13 protein-coding genes are annotated in these 18,200 nt (G+C 42.1%); 5 read left to right on the plus strand and 8 right to left on the minus strand.

Annotated elements, in window-relative coordinates; translation table 11 throughout:
- Window positions 1-575: 575 nt before the first annotated feature.
- Window positions 576-1,451 (minus strand): archaetidylserine decarboxylase, encoded by an 876-nt coding sequence (gene asd / locus FN809_RS11880; protein ID WP_142533749.1) that lies wholly within the window; start codon window positions 1,449-1,451, stop codon window positions 576-578.
- A 254-nt stretch (window positions 1,452-1,705) separates the two neighbouring features.
- Here asd and FN809_RS11885 point away from each other — a divergent pair, with 254 nt between their 5' ends.
- The gene (locus FN809_RS11885) at window positions 1,706-2,533 is read left to right on the plus strand and encodes a nitroreductase family protein (protein WP_142533750.1); all 828 of its coding nucleotides are present in this window, start codon (window positions 1,706-1,708) and stop codon (window positions 2,531-2,533) included.
- A 151-nt stretch (window positions 2,534-2,684) separates the two neighbouring features.
- Entirely contained in the window at window positions 2,685-3,419 is a 735-nt protein-coding gene (locus tag FN809_RS11890; RefSeq protein WP_142533751.1) for a hypothetical protein, read from the plus strand.
- Between the two features lie 138 nt (window positions 3,420-3,557).
- Here FN809_RS11890 and FN809_RS11895 read toward each other — a convergent pair whose 3' ends face one another.
- The gene (locus tag FN809_RS11895; protein ID WP_142533752.1) at window positions 3,558-6,497 is read right to left on the minus strand and encodes a DNA polymerase III subunit alpha; all 2,940 of its coding nucleotides are present in this window, start codon (window positions 6,495-6,497) and stop codon (window positions 3,558-3,560) included.
- 476 nt (window positions 6,498-6,973) lie between these two features.
- Complete coding sequence (gene dinB, locus FN809_RS11900) at window positions 6,974-8,188, minus strand: DNA polymerase IV (protein ID WP_142533753.1); 1,215 nt, start codon at window positions 8,186-8,188, stop codon at window positions 6,974-6,976.
- Between the two features lie 255 nt (window positions 8,189-8,443).
- Between dinB and FN809_RS11905 the strand changes: the two genes are divergently transcribed.
- The gene (locus tag FN809_RS11905; RefSeq protein WP_142533754.1) at window positions 8,444-9,166 is read left to right on the plus strand and encodes an XRE family transcriptional regulator; all 723 of its coding nucleotides are present in this window, start codon (window positions 8,444-8,446) and stop codon (window positions 9,164-9,166) included.
- A gap of 104 nt (window positions 9,167-9,270) precedes the next feature.
- On the opposite strand, the gene FN809_RS11910 is transcribed toward FN809_RS11905, so the two are convergent.
- From FN809_RS11910 to pruA, 4 genes are all read right to left on the minus strand, one after another.
- Complete coding sequence (locus tag FN809_RS11910) at window positions 9,271-9,885, minus strand: L-threonylcarbamoyladenylate synthase (protein ID WP_142533755.1); 615 nt, start codon at window positions 9,883-9,885, stop codon at window positions 9,271-9,273.
- A 187-nt stretch (window positions 9,886-10,072) separates the two neighbouring features.
- Complete coding sequence (locus tag FN809_RS11915; protein WP_142533756.1) at window positions 10,073-11,632, minus strand: outer membrane beta-barrel protein; 1,560 nt, start codon at window positions 11,630-11,632, stop codon at window positions 10,073-10,075.
- 179 nt (window positions 11,633-11,811) lie between these two features.
- Window positions 11,812-12,369 carry an RNA polymerase sigma factor gene (locus tag FN809_RS11920; protein ID WP_142533757.1) on the minus strand — a complete coding sequence of 186 codons (558 nt, stop codon included), beginning with the start codon at window positions 12,367-12,369 and terminating at the stop codon, window positions 11,812-11,814.
- 384 nt (window positions 12,370-12,753) lie between these two features.
- A complete protein-coding gene (gene pruA, locus FN809_RS11925; protein WP_142533758.1) occupies window positions 12,754-14,379 on the minus strand; it encodes an L-glutamate gamma-semialdehyde dehydrogenase in 1,626 nt (541 codons plus the stop codon).
- 269 nt (window positions 14,380-14,648) lie between these two features.
- Between pruA and FN809_RS11930 the strand changes: the two genes are divergently transcribed.
- Window positions 14,649-16,868: a sensor histidine kinase gene (locus FN809_RS11930; protein WP_142533759.1), complete on the plus strand. Its 2,220-nt coding sequence runs from the start codon at window positions 14,649-14,651 to the stop codon at window positions 16,866-16,868.
- 47 nt (window positions 16,869-16,915) lie between these two features.
- Window positions 16,916-17,620 carry a 16S rRNA (uracil(1498)-N(3))-methyltransferase gene (locus tag FN809_RS11935; protein ID WP_142533760.1) on the plus strand — a complete coding sequence of 235 codons (705 nt, stop codon included), beginning with the start codon at window positions 16,916-16,918 and terminating at the stop codon, window positions 17,618-17,620.
- A gap of 41 nt (window positions 17,621-17,661) precedes the next feature.
- On the opposite strand, the gene FN809_RS11940 is transcribed toward FN809_RS11935, so the two are convergent.
- Complete coding sequence (locus FN809_RS11940; protein WP_142533761.1) at window positions 17,662-18,060, minus strand: RrF2 family transcriptional regulator; 399 nt, start codon at window positions 18,058-18,060, stop codon at window positions 17,662-17,664.
- Between the last annotated feature and the right edge of the window lie 140 nt (window positions 18,061-18,200).

Below are 18,200 nucleotides of genomic sequence, written 5' to 3' on the forward strand. Positions count from 1 at the left end.
TTTACGATTGCTGCCAGCTGTAAATCTCACAAGCCTTTAACCTTTTTCGATAATAATGACAATCCAAGCTTATCAGCTTTTCTTCCATATAATGGGCTATCCAATGATGGCTCTAACACATTCATCGATTCTATTACTACATCCGGATCAACCTTAAAGCGATAGCTCAGATTTTTTCATCTGCAATAAAAATATTATGAATGTGCCGGCCTAAATTTCTTTAAATACCAGACTAAATTGGGAATAGCTTATGCTAAATGCAATGTGCGAGTCAGTGTTATATCAGGATTACTAAAAGATGTTGTGGCTACAATCAAAAACACCCTATTAATAGTTATCATCTTTAATTTTTCCACCTACCTTTGCATCTCACTTAGCTTAATAGCGTAACTTATTAACACTACGACTCAAGTTGTCTTATGAGATCGTATAATATGAACGATCTGTTAGCGCGGTAGTTTTTTTGTATCTCTAATTGAAGAGTCAGATATAGCAGATCCAAATAAATTAACAACAAATTATTTGGCTGGCCATACCAGCTTGTATGATTACTGCTAAATAAATACTATAAAACACTATCTTCCAATAGTCTCTCCCATTTTAACCTCCGTTTCCAGATGTCTTTTTGTATTTTTGAGCAAATCAGCATCAATTGTGATTTTATCTTTTTCAAAGATGAGCACAATGGTTGAACCCCCATAGGCAAAATAGCCTTTTTCGTCCCCTTTTTTCACCACGCTGTTGGGTTTATACGTTTGCACGATGCTGCCGACCAAAGTGGCACCAATTTCGGCCATCAACACATCGCCGTACTCTTTGGATTTGATGAGGTTAAACACCCTCCGGTTCTGACTTAATATCTTAATGCTTTTTTTCATAGCTACCGGCGATACTGAAAAATACCTACCTTTTAGCGACTTGCTTTCGGTGGCCAAACCACTTACCGGAAAATGGTAACGGTGATAATCAGTTGGTGCCAGGCGCACGATAACCATTGAGCCATCCTTATATTTTTCGGCCAAATGCTCGTCGCTCAAGAATTCGTGCAGGGCAAACTCCGATCCTTTGATAAAAAAAGTAGGCAGGTGGCTCAGGTTCTGAAACGCCAACAACTTACCGTCTGCTGGCGATACCAGGGCTTCTCCTATAGGTCGCTTTTCTTTTTTTATTCTCCGATGAAAAAATTCATTAAAAGTTTTATACCCTCCCTCGTCATGGTACAGAGACAGATCGACCTTGTGCTTTTTGATAAACTTGTTCACCTGGTTGTACGATAGGGGGCTGTTCATAAAGTGACCCACTATGGTAGAGGCAAGCTTTCGCTTTAAAAGCATGTGCAGTGTAATTTTTCCACCGGGGGTATAGTACAGCCATCTTAATGCTCCTTTGGCAACTACATATTCTTTTTTAATCTTATTGGTACTTCTCTCTATATAATCAATCGTGTCCATATAACTCCTAATAAATGGGCATAATAAATGGGAATGCAAAATAGTGCTTATTTTTTAAATTTTAAGATACGTTTTATAAGAAAAGTAATATTGTTTATTTTACAAGATCCAAAACCGGTATCCGGCATACCTGCTTTCTCCTTTTAAAATCAGAAAATCAACTTGTAATTGCAGTACGGGTTAGCACAGCTTCGTTTGATTCATTTTTTTTATCACCTTTGCCAAAGTTATTTAAATAGCAAAAAACAGTTTAAATGATAGATTTTAAAATCAACAAAGATAAATGTACCCAATGCGGGATTTGTTCACAGGAGTGTCCAACATTGATTATCGATGGAAAAAAAGGAATTCCTGAAATAAAAGAAGGGAAAGAAAAAAATTGTATCAAATGTCAACACTGTTTGGCGGTTTGCCCAACGGCGGCCTTGTCCATATGGGGTAAAGATCCGGACGACAGCATTCCTGTAAACGGGGAAATTCCAAACTCCAAATCGTTGGAAAGGTTGATGAAAACACGTCGCTCTATCCGTAAATTTAAAAAGGAAGAGCTAAGCAAGAAATTGGTTTTAGCGCTTTTGGAAACAGCCGCTTATGCGCCCACGGGGCACAATAAAAATCAGGTGTTACTTTCTGTCACCGAGGATCGCGAAGGCCTGGCCAAGGTACGTTCGCTGGTGTACGATGCCATTAAAAAAGCAAAAGATGCAAATACCTTACCGCCTGCCATGGCTATGTTCGGCAATTTTCAAAACCTTTGGAACGAAAAAGGGATAGATGTACTTTTTAGGGATGCACCCCACTTTATAATCGCTTCGGCACCCAAAGCTATTGCCTCGTCAATGGCTGACTGTGTGATATCGTTAAGTTACTTTGAACTATTGGCCAATACACATGGCATAGGAACCCTGTGGAACGGATTTTTAAAGACTGTGTTCGACCATATAGCTCCGGAATTAAAAGAGGCAATGGGTATTCCGGAAGACCATGCTATTGGCTATATGGTGATTTTTGGTAAACCTGCCGTAAAATTTGCCAGATCCGTTCAAAGCGAGGGCTTACACGTGAATAAAATAACTTTATAAGGGTTTATTATGCCTTTCAATTGAATCAAATAGTAAATACAACGTTTTATTATAAGTAGTGCTTCAACAAAAAGCGCCTTATTTGTGTTAATGTAGGAGCTTTGTATTTATCAGATAATTGTAACACTAAATCTATTTAAACCTGAAAACGATGCTTAAAACAAAAATATTACAAACCTTACTGATACTAGCCGTCATCACAGCATGTGGAAGAAACAATAACTCCGGCTCATCACAGCAGGCCATGCCAACAGACGAAAAAGTATTTGTTGTTCAGGAGGTTCTCCAAACCACAAAATACACCTATCTAAAAGTAAGTGAAAACCAAAGTGAGCGATGGGTGGCCGTTAGCAAATTAGAAGCCATGCCCGGCGACAGGTATTACTACGACAAGGGGCTGCCAATGAAAGATTTTCATAGCAAGGAACTGAACCGGGATTTCGAGACGGTAGATTTTATCAATAACATCAGTAAAACTCCCTTAGGACAAAAAGCAGTTACTAACACCCCTATAATGCAGGCACCGCACGGCCATTCGGGTAAGGTAGTTGTGCCAAAAAACAGCGATGTTTCCATCCAAAAATCAGAGGGTGAGTTGACTATCGCACAAATTTTTGCCGATCCACAACGGTATGCCAATAAACAAGTGGAGATAAAAGGAACAGTGGTGAAGGTAAACAAAAGCATCATGGGTAAAAACTGGATTCATCTGCAAGATGGCACCGGACACAATGATAAATTTGACCTTACCCTGACTAGCAACCAGGTACCTCCAATTAATCAAGTGCAATCGTTTAAAGGAACCCTCAATCTAAATAAAGATTTTGGAGCAGGGTATTTTTACGAGGTAATAGTGGAGGATGCAGAGATGATGATTAACTACTAAGAGCTGGCTGTTTACCACTAAGCAATGGAGGATGCTAAGAAGTACTAAAAGAACTTCTTAGAACCTCTTATTGCCCCGGGCAGCATCTCGATATCGAAAAAAAACTACCTGCCCCTTCGCACCTTAACAGTATCCCCATCACACGCTCTCCAAACTAAAGTTAGCCATCCGCTCCATCCTGCTCACTTCAATGCTCAAAAAACCATATTCATCCACCACCGTTCCCTCGATGCAGTAACAACCCGGGCCTCGGAAAGGGTAGAGCTGTGCGGTGGGAGGAAAATGTACCGTATCTATCCAATGTCCGTCCATATCTATCCAGGTGCCAAAAAACATGGTTTTACCGTTAGAGGTACGGGTGGGCTTGCGGTGGATGAGGTAAGCCACTATACGCACCAGCTTGCCCAATAGTTGTGGCAGATGACAGGCCTTGAGCGAGGAGGGGAGCTCATCTTTTATCAACTCAAAAGGCGAGCGGATCGACAGCCCCAGCAACTCCATCTCATCAAAGGCATCTTCTAGCCGATGTTTCCAAAGAGCCGGAAGTTGAAACTCTTTTACCTCCGTTTGGAACAGGGTTCTTTCGGGTTTGGTTTTTTTGTTGTGCCCCAACAAAAAGTGCGCATCCCAGAGGAGCTCTTTTTTGCCGATGCCCGTAAACCTGAAAGCATCAATACGGATAAGGATAATCAATTGCTCCAGACTAATGGGCACACGTTGAATAAAATCCCTGAGGTTGAGGTAGTTTCCGTTTATGCCCCTTTCGTCCAATATGTTTTTCACAATTTCCTTTTCGAGGTCGCGTAGCAGATAAAAACCCAGAAAAATGGTATTCCCATTAATGGTATTCTCCCAAAAACTACGGTTAATGCAGGGCACCTCTACCTTAGCACCGTGCATCACGGCATCGTGCAAGTACAGTTGAGGCGAATAAAAACCACCGCCATTGTTCAGCGTAGCCACCATGTATTCCAGCGGGTAGTAGGCCTTTAAATAAAGCGCCTGAAAGCTTTCTACCGCATAGCTGGCCGAGTGCCCTTTGGCAAAGGCGTAGTTGGCAAAACTCTCTATCTGTCGCCAAATATCCTGTACTACTGTGTCGGCATAACCCTTTTTTCGGCAGTTGGTAAAAAACTTATCGCGTACTTTCCCGAATTCGTTCCGCTGTTTAAACTTCCACGACATGCCACGGCGCAGCACATCCGCCTCGTCAAGCGCCAGCCCGGCAAAATAATGTGCCACTTTAATCACATCCTCCTGATACACCATTACCCCGTAAGTTTCTTCCAGTATTGAATATAGTTCGGGCAGGGCACGTTTGGCTTCTTCACGTTTGGCCTTGTCCTGAAAGCGGATGATATACTCCCGCATCATGCCGCTTTTGGCCACACCCGGCCGTATGATGGAGCTGGCCGCCACCAGCCTTTTGTAATCTTCGGCTTTGAGCTTGGTCAACAACATACGCATGGCAGGCGATTCGATGTAGAAACAACCGATGGCTTCCCCTTTTTTTAGCATCTGTTTTACGCGAGGGTCTTCCATAAACAATCGGGTGTTGTTGATATCGATATCTATGCCATGGTTTTGTTTGATGATGGTCAGGGTGTCCTTTATCTTGCCCAACCCCCGTTGGCTGAGGACATCAAACTTGTGCAGCCCCAGATCCTCAGCAATGTACATATCGAACTGTGTAGAAGGGAAGCCCTTGGGCAATAGCTGCGTAGAAGAGAAATTGCTGATAGGCTCTTCAGATATTAATATGCCACAGGAGTGGATGCTCGCATGGCTCGGAAAATTGGCAATATATTGGCTATAGCGAATAACCCATTGGCCGTACTCGTCGGCACGTTTGGGGTCAGGATCCTTTTGCAATCGCGTGATTTCCTCCTCGGGCAGTCCGAACACCTTAGCTATCTCCCTAAAGGCCGATTTATGGTTAAAGGTAATAAAAGTGCCCAGCAAAGCCGTGCGGTTCCAGCCATAGGTATCGAACAAGTAACGGGTGATATCGTCGCGGTCGGTCCAGGAAAAATCGATGTCGAAATCGGGGGGCGAGGTGCGATAAGGATTGATAAAACGCTCAAAATACAGATCCAGCTCCACGGGGTCCACATTGGTGATGCGCAGCAGATAGGCCACCAGGCTATTGGCTCCACTGCCTCTGCCTACATGGTAATACCCCTTGCCCAGCGAATATTGCACCAAATCCCAGTTGATGAGGAAATAAGCACAAAAGTTAAGCTCCCTGATCACCTTTAGCTCCTTATTCAAGCGCTCTTTTACCTTATCCGTAACTTTATGGTATCTGTATTTCAGCCCTTTGTGCGCCTCTTGTTTTAATAACTGGAAATCATGCTCCTCCGAATCGGTAAACAGCTTTTTATTTTTATTGGTTGTAAAATCAAACTCCATGCTGCACGCATCGAGCAAACGTTGGGTGTTGGCAATAATTTGTGGATAGTTCTCGTAAATGGCCAAAAGCTCTGCCGCACTTTTATATTGATTGTCGAAACTGGCTTGTTCTTCTCTGGCGAGTTTACTCAGCAGGGTGTTTTTGTCGATGGCCCGCAGCAGGCGGTGGATATTATAGTCGCGCTTGTTGCGAAAGGTAGCCGTTTGCAGTATCACCAATTTATCCAGATGCTTTTTCCAGGGATTAAAAGGCAGGTTACGCAAATCTTGCGGACTTATGCCGATAAACTCATTGTCCTCCAATTTTCGTAGTTGCGATTGAAAAGGATAGATGACAAATACATCATCAAATTCGGGTGCATCGGGTTCAAACTCCCGGCCATTATGCAGGTGAGGTGATAAAAACTCATTTATCTCCCTAAATCCGTCGGCATTTTTGGCGATGCCCACATATTGCTGCCGGGCGCCATTCCTAAAATCCACACCCACAAGGGGTCGGATAGTATGTTCGGGAGCCAGGCGCACAAACTCCAGGCTGGTGGCCGTATTGTTAATATCGGTCAAAGCCACGGCGGCATGCCCTCCCTGCGAAACTTCTTTTAAAAGTTCCTCCACCGAGAGCGCCCCGTATTTAAAACTATAATATGAATGACAATTTAAAAGCATAAAAATAATCTGTTTTTTGCGCCATGCAGTTCCCCTCCTTTTTTAAAGGAGAGCTTGTCCCGAACTCGCATTCGGAAGGTGGATGATATTGAGGCACGAAATATCCGTCAGGAGCCGGACAGGTCAAACGGGGTGGTTGTAGGTCTTTCCCCTAAACAAACTCATGCAAAGAAACAAACCTAACTAACCCCCATCCCCACACCTGCGGTGCGGTACTTCCCTTCCGAAGTAAATTCGGAACAGGCTCTCCCTTAATGGAAATGGGAGAGGGAAGAGCTTGCATGGCGCACAAAATAAGTTTATGCAGTACTACGCCAAAGACACAGGGATGGAGTCTATTTTGCTCACCGCTCACCTACTCAGAGCGCGACATTTACATGGCGCTTAAAGTCGCCCCCTGAGGTTCAACAAATCACTCTCCGCTCCCTGTTTTACACATACTGCTAACTGCTAACTAACTGCTTACTGAAGGCTGCTCAAATCCTCCTATGCGCCGGTATCACGGTCGGCTGGCCATTAAAAGGATTGGTGCCACCTATGCTTTTCACCTCCATTCCTACGGCACGCTTTACGGCATGTTGCCCGTAGCGGTCGCGCATACGGTCCATAGCCTGGTACAGCCTTATGATCTTCTCCGAATCCTCAAAAAGTCTGATTTGGTAGCTCCCCCCAACCAGGTGGCTCAGGCGCACCCCTATAAGCCGGATAAGCACCCGTCGGTCGTACATTTTTTCGAATAAATCCAATACGGTTTCAATAATGGTGTGGTCGAGCGAGGTATAGGGCACCCGCCTTTGTTTGGTGTAGGTCTGAAAATCGGAATACCTTATTTTAAGGGTGATACAGGCCGTTAGTTTGTTGCCGTTGCGGAGCTGATAAGCCAGACTTTCGGCCATGGCTATCAGTATGCTGCGTAGTTTGATTACATCGGTGGTATCTTTCTCAAAAGTTCGTTCGGTAGAGATGGACTTGCGCTCGTGCCATGCTATCACGGGCGTGTTGTCTATGCCCTGGGCTTTTTTCCATATCGCAGTGCCATTTTTCCCCAGCACGCGCTCTATGAGCTCCACGGGCATATCCTGCACTGTTTTAATTTTTTCGATGCCCATGCTGCGGAGCTTATGATAGGTTTTATCGCCCACCATGGGTATTTTTTTTATGGATAGCGGAGCCAGAAAAGGCATCTCCTTCCCTTCTGCAATCCGGATATGGTTGTTGGGCTTTGCTTCGCCCGTGCCTACTTTCGAAACTGTTTTGCTGGTGGACAGCCCAAAGGATATGGGCAGATGGGTCTCCTTTAAAATGATTTGCCTAAGCTCCTGCGACCACATATAGCTGCTGCGCACAAATTTGTCCATACCGGTGATATCCACATAAAACTCGTCGATAGAGGATTTCTCGAACAGGGGCGAACGCTCTTTGATGATATCCGTTACCATATCCGAAAATTTGCTGTAGATACCGCTACTGCCCCGTATCACCACGGCATCGGGACATAACATGCGCGCCAGTTTCATGGGCATGGCCGAGTGGATGCCATAGGTGCGTGCCTCGTAGCTGCAAGCCGCCACCACACCCCTGTCAGAAGTGCCACCAATAAGCACCGGGCGATGGTTCAACCGGCTGTCTAACAATCTTTCGCACGATACAAAGAAGGTGTCCAAATCCAGATGTAAAATTGTTCTTTTCACTATTGTCGATTATTTCGTCATTATTTTGACAATAAATTAGTCAAAAGTTTATATATTTGAAAGGAAATACGATATTTTTTAATGATGGTGAATCCAAATAGCAGCATTCTTTTATCCCTAAAAAGATAGAAACGTTTATTCAGGCAAAAATTAAAGATTGGTAAATATATTGTTACCCGATGTACAAATCGCTTTTCTTGTTTGTCAATAAACAAGCTGTCCGAACACAGAAACATAAATTACAAAACATACATCATGTACTTCCCCGACAATATTAAATTTTTACGTAAACGGCGCAAATTGTCTCAGGCCGATCTGGCAGCTCAACTGGAACTTACGCGGACTACCCTGGCCGGTTACGAAAAAAATGTTCAGCCGCCATTTAAGGTACTCATCAGATTTGCCGAATACTTCCATCTTTCTATCGATGCCCTGTTACGGTACAATTTGCAGGCTCTGTCAGAATTTCAGCTTACGCAAATAGAAGATGGTTTTGATGTGGACGTAACAGGTAAAAAGTTACGCCTGCTCACTATTTCGGTGGATAGCCAGGGGGATGAAAATATTGAAATAGTACCTCTGAAAGCACAAGCCGGTTACACCAACAGCTATGGCGATTTGGATTTTATAGGCTCGCTGGAGAGATTTTCGCTGCCTTTTTTACCCAAGGATAAAACCTACCGTACTTTCCAAATCCGTGGCGACTCGATGCTTCCCGTACCTGAGGGGGCGTGGGTAACTTGTTCGTATCTCGAAAACTGGGAAGAAATAAAGGACGGAACCCCTTGCATCGTGGTAACCCGCGACGAGGGTATCGTATTTAAGTTGCTGTACAAGCAACTACAAAAAAAACAAAGCCTGTTGCTGGTGTCTACCAACCGCGATTACAAGCCTTACGAACTTTCCATAAATAAGGTGCTTGAAATATGGAAGTTTGAAACATATAATAGGTTTGAGATAGGTGATGCGAACGCTTAAATGATAAAAAACAACCATTCCTATCGTCCCACCCGAATACCTCGTAAGGGCCTTCACGATCTATCTCTCCCCCATTTTGGGGAGAAGTAAGGACTTCTTCTTTTTTAAAACTCCAGCTCGCCCTTTCCCTGCCTAAGTATATCAAAACCACCACCGGTGCAGTCCACAATAGTAGAGGGTTTATTATCGCCGTATCCACCATCGATAACTATATCCACCATATGCTGGTATTTTTCGTAAATAAGTTCAGGATCGGTGGTATATTCTATTATCTCATCGTCATCGTGTACCGATGTACTTAAAATAGGGTTACCCAATTCCTTAACGAGCTCCCGGATAATATTGTTATCGGGCACTCTTATGCCCACCGTTTTTTTGTTGTTTTTAAAAAGCTTAGGCACATTGGAGTTGGCGTTCACGATAAAAGTAAATGGTCCCGGCAGATTCCTCTTCATTACCTTAAAAGTACTGTTATCCAAACTTTTAGTATATTCAGCTATTTGGCTCAAATCGTAACAAACAAATGACAGGTGGTCTTTTTTCAAGTTGATATTTTTTATGCGGGCAATCATTTCCACAGCCCTTGCATTATTTATATCGCAACCAATACCATAAATGGTGTCGGTAGGATAAATAACGATGGCACCTTTACGTAAGGCTTCGGCCACTTCCCTTATATCTTTCGGATTAGGATTTTCTTCGTAGATTTTTAAAAACATAGCTGTATTTTTACCAAAAAGTGTTTACCAAAAGTAATGTATTAAAACGAATAATGGTAAATAGTGGCTATAAGAAAACGCCAAATACTGCGTTACGCTTGTCTTTGGCGTTTTTTATCGAGCCACACAAAAATATCCGAATTTTCTTAGATGCACTAAATATCCGTTATGGCGAACACGAATATTGTTAAAAACGATAGCTTACCCCGGTATAAATTCCAATTGAATAAGGTTTATAACTACTTCCGGGACTATCACTTACCGAATTCATAAAATACCTTAGCCTGGGCTCCAGGTTAAAATCGAGCGATTTAAATATGGGGGTACGCAACCCCATACCAAATATGGCACTATAACTTATTTCGTTGATACCCTGCGTTTCTCCGATCCTATCTTTTGAGCTGTTTTCTACCCGGTAGGCATTGTTATCAATCAAAAAATTGGCACTCATTCCGCCCGACACCGACAGCCCCACTAAATTATCGATCAGATTGTAACGCAAAAGTAAAGGCACCTCAATGTAATCCAACTCTTGCTGTACTGTTATGGCGTCCACTTGATTTGGTGAATAGCCAAGGTTGTCCGAATTTAAACGGAAAGCTCCATTAGTGATAGCTACTTCTTTTACTAATTCCTTTTGAGATGAAGGATCTAAGGCAATATTGCCCAAGGAGTTTTGCAGATTGGGTTTTTTGCTTTGGACACCCGCATCCGATCCGGCAGATAAAAACATTTTGTCCGGGTGACCAATCAGCGGGTTGCTAAACTTTTGTCCCACCTGCGAATAATACACCCCGGTTTCTATTTCCCATCTTTTCCGTGTTTTTACATTCAGGTTTATCCCTCCCGTGTACGACACGATACCGTCTTCGTTGACAGCAGACCTGCCGGAAGCACCAGACGATCCTGTTTCACGATACGAATAGCTGGGCGAAAACTGACCTCCCAAGGCAAACTGCAAAGCCCTTTTCTCTGTTTCAGGAGAAGATATTTGCTTATCGAAAGCCTGCATTAAACTATTGATGGTACCAGCTTTTAATGCAGCCTTATTTTTATCCTTAAAAATCCGATTGGCATCAACCCCCTTGTAATCGGCCAGTCTAAAATCTGCATGTTCGTCTATTTTTTGAAGCACTGGGGTATTGCTGTTTTCAATTTCATACCCCGTACCCCTCCTATTTGTATAAACGGAGTTGTTATCTACTGCCGCATACTGCTGACTATCTGAAGCATTACCTCCCTCCCCTGCAACTATGTTCTCTTCGGCAGTCAATATTTTTGCGCTAGTTACTGAGGCTAATGCACTTGCAGGATTGGCCTGTACCACATTGTCAAACCGGGACTTATCGACAATTTCGTACGGCTTGCTTTCGTTTAGCCCGGTTTGGGTTTGTCCGTTGCGCATAGCATCATTAGCCATATCCGCTTTACTGTTGCCAGCCCCCTTATATTTATATGCTCCCTTATTTTCATCCTCCGATAAGTGCTCAAGCGAACCTACCTGTTGCAAATCAGCATCGGCTATTGCGTTACTTTTGTTTATGTTATGCCAAAACAGGCCTCCCAAAAACACAAGTCCAATCACAGCGGCGGCAGCCAGACTCCGCCATATAATCAGTGCTTTCTTAGTTCCCTTGGCTCCTTGCATTCCCTCACCTATTGCCTCCCATACAAAAGCAGGAGGCGTTTCGGAATAGTTGGCCAGGCCTTCGGAAAAAATACGGTCTATATTATTGTTTTTTTTCATCCGTAGATAATTATATTTTTAAGATCGGATGCAGCTCCATGTTTGTTATTTTCATTGGTATTTGGTTTTTGTTGCCAACCGCTTCGTTAATTAAATAAGCAAAGTTTTTGCATTCAGTACTGGTACATTTTCTACCGTATTAAAATTAACTATTTACTCCTTCCGTGCCGTTTTTTTCTTCAAGCTGTTTGCGTTTTGCTGTCTTTTTTCAAAGATAGCTTCTGTTTTAAAATCTTACGGGCACGCGACAAATTCGACTTTGAGGTGCCTACGGATATATCCAGCATTTCGGATATTTCCTGATGGGATAAACCCTCGAGTGCATAAAGGTTAAATACCAGCTTATACTTTGGTGGCAACGACTCTATTATTTGGAGCAGCTCCCTGGAAGAATGTAGCGGAACGTCATCTGTACTTTCTTCATCTTCTATCTGATAGGTTTCCATGGAATCGACCAGATATACCGGATTTTTTTTCCGGAAAGATTCTATAATCGTATTTACCATTATCCTTCGCATCCAACCTTCAAAAGAACCTTCGAACCTAAATTTATCGATGTTAGTAAAAATCTTGATAAAACCGTCCTGTAAATTATCCTCAGCATCCGTCCTATCCTTACAATACTGCAAGCACACACCGAACAGCCAAGGCGAAAACTTCTGGTACAAAGTTTTTTGCGCTTTGGAATTATTCCTTTGGCATTGTTTTATAATTTCGGTAAGGTTCTTCACGCTCATTAAAATATCCTTGTTGTTTCAAAGTTAAACCTTTACCACTCCAACTCAAAACATAAACATAGGATAAAGTTTAAAACAAGATGTAAGATTTATACTAAGGTTGCGTCCGTAACAAAAAAATATATTATAATTTTTTCGTGTACTGAACTGGAGCAAACGTTTTATATTGGCCGGGGACAGATTTTTTTGGAATATTCAGAAGTTGTTCATACTAGTGTCTGTTACCATTTGTTTGCTTTATGCCGGAGTAAAGGTAAGCGATTTAGTGGTAAAGGAATAGGCGTATTATAGCGCAATAGCTGCAAAAAAACACCAATTACTTGCAGGGGCGAATACTTACAACGTGTAAATATTCGCCCCTGCACAAAGCACTACTCTTTTATGTTATCCTAAAAAAGGATATTTGTAATCGTGTGCCGGAACAAAGGTTTCCTTGATAGTACGCGGGCTTACCCAACGCATCAAGTTAATAGCCGATCCGGCCTTGTCGTTGGTACCCGAACCTCTGGCTCCACCAAAAGGTTGCTGACCCACTACTGCGCCCGTTGGCTTGTCGTTAATATAAAAATTACCTGCTGTATTTACCAACCTTTGGGTAGCTAATTCGGCGGCATACCTATCCTGCGAAAATATAGCTCCGGTAAGTGCATAAACAGAAGTACTGTCCAGTATATCCATTGTTTCTTCAAACTTATTGTCCTCGTAAACATACAAGGTGAGTACAGGCCCAAACAGCTCCTCCTGCATGGTAATATATTTAGGATTTGTTGTTTGTATGATGGTGGGTTCAATAAAATAACCTTCCGTCTTATCATAATTACCACCAAAAATAACCTGAGCCTCTTTGCTTGCTTTAGCCTCATCAATTGCAGCAGCAAGTTTATCGAAGGACGCCTCGTCGATGACTGCATTAACAAAATTGGAGAAATCTTCCGGGTCGCCAACCTTTATTTCTGACAACTGATTACCCACATAAGTTTTTATCTCGTCCCAACGACTTTGGGGAATGTAAACCCTCGAGGCAGCCGAGCACTTTTGCCCCTGGTATTCAAAACCTCCACGTACAATTGCTGTGGCTACCGCTTTGGCATCGCACGATTTATGCGCCAGGATGTAATCCTTACCACCCGTTTCGCCTACAATACGCGGATACGATTTATACTTTTCGATATTGGCGCCTATGGTTTTCCACATACTTTGGAATACACCGGTGGATCCTGTAAAATGAATACCGGCAAACTCAGGATGTCCAAAAACAACTTTTGCCATAACGGGACCTGATGCGTAAACCAAATTGATAACTCCGGCAGGCACACCCGCCTCCATAAATACCTCCATCAAAACCTTTGCAGAGTAAACGGCCGATTTCGAAGGTTTCCAAACAACGGTGTTGCCCATCATGGCAGGTGCCGTTGGCAAGTTACCGGCAATGGCGGTGAAATTAAAGGGGGTAAGGGCAAATACAAAGCCTTCTAAGGGACGGTGCTCCACCCTATTCCATATGCCCGGCGACGACTCCGGTTGCTGGGCATATACATCGCACATATATTGCACATTAAAACGTAAAAAATCGGCCAGTTCGCAGGCCGAATCTATCTCGGCCTGGTAAGCATTTTTCGATTGCCCTAAAATAGTAGCTGCGTTCAGCTTTTGCCGGTACGGGCCTGCCACCAATTCGGCCGCTTTTAAAAATATAGATGCCCGATGTTCCCAGCTCAAGTCGGCCCATTTTTTCTTGGCGGTTAAAGCGGCATCAATAGCTTTGTAAACATGCGTTTCGTCGCCTTGGTGATAATACCCCAAACAATGCTTGGTATTATGCGGGGGATGCATCGAAATCTTATTCCCGGTTCTGATTTCCTGTCCGCCTATATACATGGGGATGTCCACTTCGTGCTGTTTAAAAGCCTTTAATTGTGCTTCCAGCTCTTTTCTTTCTTGCGATCCGGGTGCATAGCTCAATACCGTCTCATTTTTGGCTGTAGGTACTCTGAATATCCCTTTAGGCATAACTTTAAATTTTTATAGTAAAATAATTTTCATTTTTTAAGATGGCAGTATTACATCTGATTACTGCACTCTTACAAATTTACAAAAGAATACCTGCTTAATTTAATGAAATTAGTCATTGTTTACACTGGTCATGACATGATAAAAGTCAGCGTTTAGTGACATAAAAGGCTGAGCCAAAGAATCCTTTTATTTTTTTTCGTACCCTGAATGTGTAGTCCGGAGCATTTTTTTAACTTTAAAAACAAAAGTTTTTTAATTTATAATCCATGAGGTTATTTTTTAGCTATATTATTTATTTAACAACCTTTGTTGTGGTGCAGGCACAAGAAAAAGGTGACAAAAATATCCTATTACTTAACTCCTATCACGTGGGATATCAATGGACGGATGATGTAACCCGAGGCGTTAGAGATGCCATTGTACCAAATAATAAAGCCGAGTTATTTGTAGAGTACCTTGACTCGAAACGCTTTGAAGGTGGAACGCATTTTTCGGAGCTGGTAAACCTGTACAAGAATGCCTACAGCAAAATAAATATTGATGGCATCATTTGCTCCGACAACTACGCTTTTGAGTTTTATTTAAAGGAGGGCGACAATATTTGGGGCAAAAACATACCTGTTACGTTTTGTGGTGTCAATAACATCGACAATTATCAGTATAACACACAAAGAATTAAGGGCATAAGGGAAGATATAGATGTAAAAAGAACTTTAGACCTCCTTTATTCTTTGCAGCCAAATACCGATTCGCTTATTGTTATCACTGATAATACCTTATCCGGATTTTTTTTTCGGAGTCGTTTTGATGAAGAATTGAAGCAATACAATGCAAAAATCCCCTGCAAAATACTGGACGGAAGCGACTATAGGAAGATTAAGGATAAACTGAAACAATTATCACCTGAGAACAAAGCTATTATACTTTTGAGCTTATATTCTAAAATAGATGATGTCCCTGTCAGCATAAAAAATATAAGTTCGGAACTTTTTAAAGATATTGAAATCCCAATATATAGTTTTTGGGATTTTTTGTTAGATGATTTCATCACCGGAGGTAGTGTTATTTCAGGTTTCAGGCAAGGTTATAAGGCAGCAGAACTTCTAACAAATAGAATAGACAAACCACATCTGCACTTTCCCGATTTAATGGCCACTTCGTATCATGCTACCTTTGATTACAACATTTTAAATAAATACCACCTTAACTCCGGCCAACTACCCAAACACACCACATTCATAAACAAACAAATACCATTTTACATCCGTTACAATAAACAATTCGCCTTCTTTTTAGGTGCACTTATACTATTGCTTGTTATTATAATCGTTTTGATACGAAACATCGCAAAGCGGCAAAGCATTGAACGGAAGCTTTTGGAGAGTGAGGAGCGTCTGGAACTAGCACTGAATGGAGCCAACGAGGGGATGTGGGACATACAGCTACCAACTCGTAAAATAGTGTACAGCAAAAATTATGCTTTATTGCTGGGGTACCAATCCACAAAGGACTTAGCCTTAGACTTCGACAATTGGCATAAACAGTTCAGAGCAGCGGATGTACCAAAGATGGAGAAAGCCTTTTTACTCCACCTCAATGGCGATACTCCTGTATTAAAACTAGAGCTTCCCATGCGTATGCAAGATGGCTCCTTTCGCTATTTCTCTATTCAAGGTAAAGTAACAGAATATGACATAAATAATGCGCCCGTTCGCATCACCGGCATTACCAAGGATATATCGTCGCGAAAAGAGTTTGAAAGGCAGCTGAAAATAGCTAAAGAAAAAGCGGAGGAAAGCGATCGCTTAAAATCCTCTTTTTTGGCCAATATGAGCCATGAAATACGCACACCCATGAACGCTATACTTGGTTTCTCAGATATATTGATAAACTACAACCTAAGTCCCTCAGAAATTAAAGATTATCTATCGCAGATTAAAAATAGTGGCGAGAATTTATTGAACATTATTAACGACATCGTTGATTTTTCGAGAATCGAATCTGGGCAGCTTACCATCCGCAAGGAACGTTTTGACCTAAATAAACTACTTACAAACGTTATGTATGCAGGAAAAACATTAATTAAGACCCGCAAAAAAAACATTACGCTAAGTTTGGTCAACGCAACAGATCAAGGCGCCGTATTTATTAATTCTGACCCCTACAGGCTTGAACAAATCCTGTTGAATTTAATATCCAATGCGGTAAAGTTTACAAACAAAGGAGGTATTGTTTTAAAATATCACCCCACTCACAATGGCTTACTCACCTTTATTGTTTCGGATACCGGTCAGGGCATAACATCAGAAGACCAAAAAATTATTTTTGAACGCTTCAGGCAGGCCAACAACACACAAACCCTGCCCTCGGGAACCGGGCTTGGCTTGTCTATAACACGCAGTCTCGTTCACCTCCTGGGAGGATCCATATGGGTAGAGTCGGAACTCAAAAAAGGTTCAGTATTTAGTTTTACTATTAGGGTCTAAGTGATATCAAAACAATTATATTTGCTTATCAAAAAAACATTGTTAGGATGCATCTTTTTTACGAGCCTCATTTTTTAAGTAACGGTTATTCTTTATCCCCGAACGAATCAAAACACTGTATTCGGGTATTACGGCATAAGCAAGGCGACATAGTGCGTGTGATGGATGGCAGAGGCTCTGTGTGTACAGCAAGTATCACTGAGGCCAATCCAAAAAAATGTGTTTTAAACATTATCGACACCCAAACTACGGAACCACGCAGCTATTCCATTCATATGGCTGTAGCACCAACAAAAAATATCGAACGCTTTGAGTGGTTTCTGGAAAAGGCGACCGAGATAGGAATAGACAACATCACCCCCATTATCTGTGATCACTCAGAAAGAAAGGTGATTAAACACGAAAGGTTAGAAAAAGTAATTGTAGCAGCCGCCAAACAATCGCTTAAAGCATATGTGCCTGTGCTTAATAAAGCTACCCGATACAAAGATTTTATCGTATCCTTAACGGAATCTAACAATGGTTTTATTGCCCATTGCGAAGACAGCTCGAAAGAGTTATTAAAAACTGCCTACACGCCAAATAGCAATGTTTTGATTTTAATTGGCCCTGAAGGCGACTTTACGAAGGACGAAATTAAACTAGCGCTGGAAAGGGGATGCCGTGCGATAAGCCTTGGAGAAGAACGTTTACGTACCGAAACTGCCGCATTGATAGCTTGCGCAACGGTAAATATCGTTAATATGATGTAAATAATACCATTAAATAATTGCGTTCATCGCTGCTTTAGCCACTATACATAGTCGGCTAAAGTCTGACGACCCAGAAAATCTTTGAATTCGCAGGCCAAGGCCGTTGCCAGGTCGCCCATAATACACTTGTTAAAAGGACATTTTTCCTTGTTACTGGGACAGCCCTGCACCTCCACTGGTCCTTCTATCACCTCATACAACTCGAGTAGCGTTACATCCTTAGGTTCCTTTTTCATTACAAACCCTCCATTAGGGCCACGGTTAGAGGACACAAAATTTTCCTTAGCCAAACGTTGAAACACCTTTGCTACATGATGCCGAGAGCTATCGATGGTCTCGGATATTTGATTTACATTGAGCTTTTTATCCGACTTTGCAATTAAAACCATGCCATGCAAAGCTATGGAGGCGGCTTCGGATAAAGTGATAATCTTAGACATCAAAGATTTATTTAATTGAACACCCAAATACCAAATAGTCAGAAAAAAGACTATTCAAGGTTGCTTTTTTGTATGCTTTATAAAACGGAAACAATAGTATTTACAAATAAAACAAATACAATCGGTAAAAAAAATTAGTT

This window comes from Saccharicrinis carchari, assembly GCF_900182605.1.
Taxonomy (GTDB): domain Bacteria; phylum Bacteroidota; class Bacteroidia; order Bacteroidales; family Marinilabiliaceae; genus Saccharicrinis; species Saccharicrinis carchari.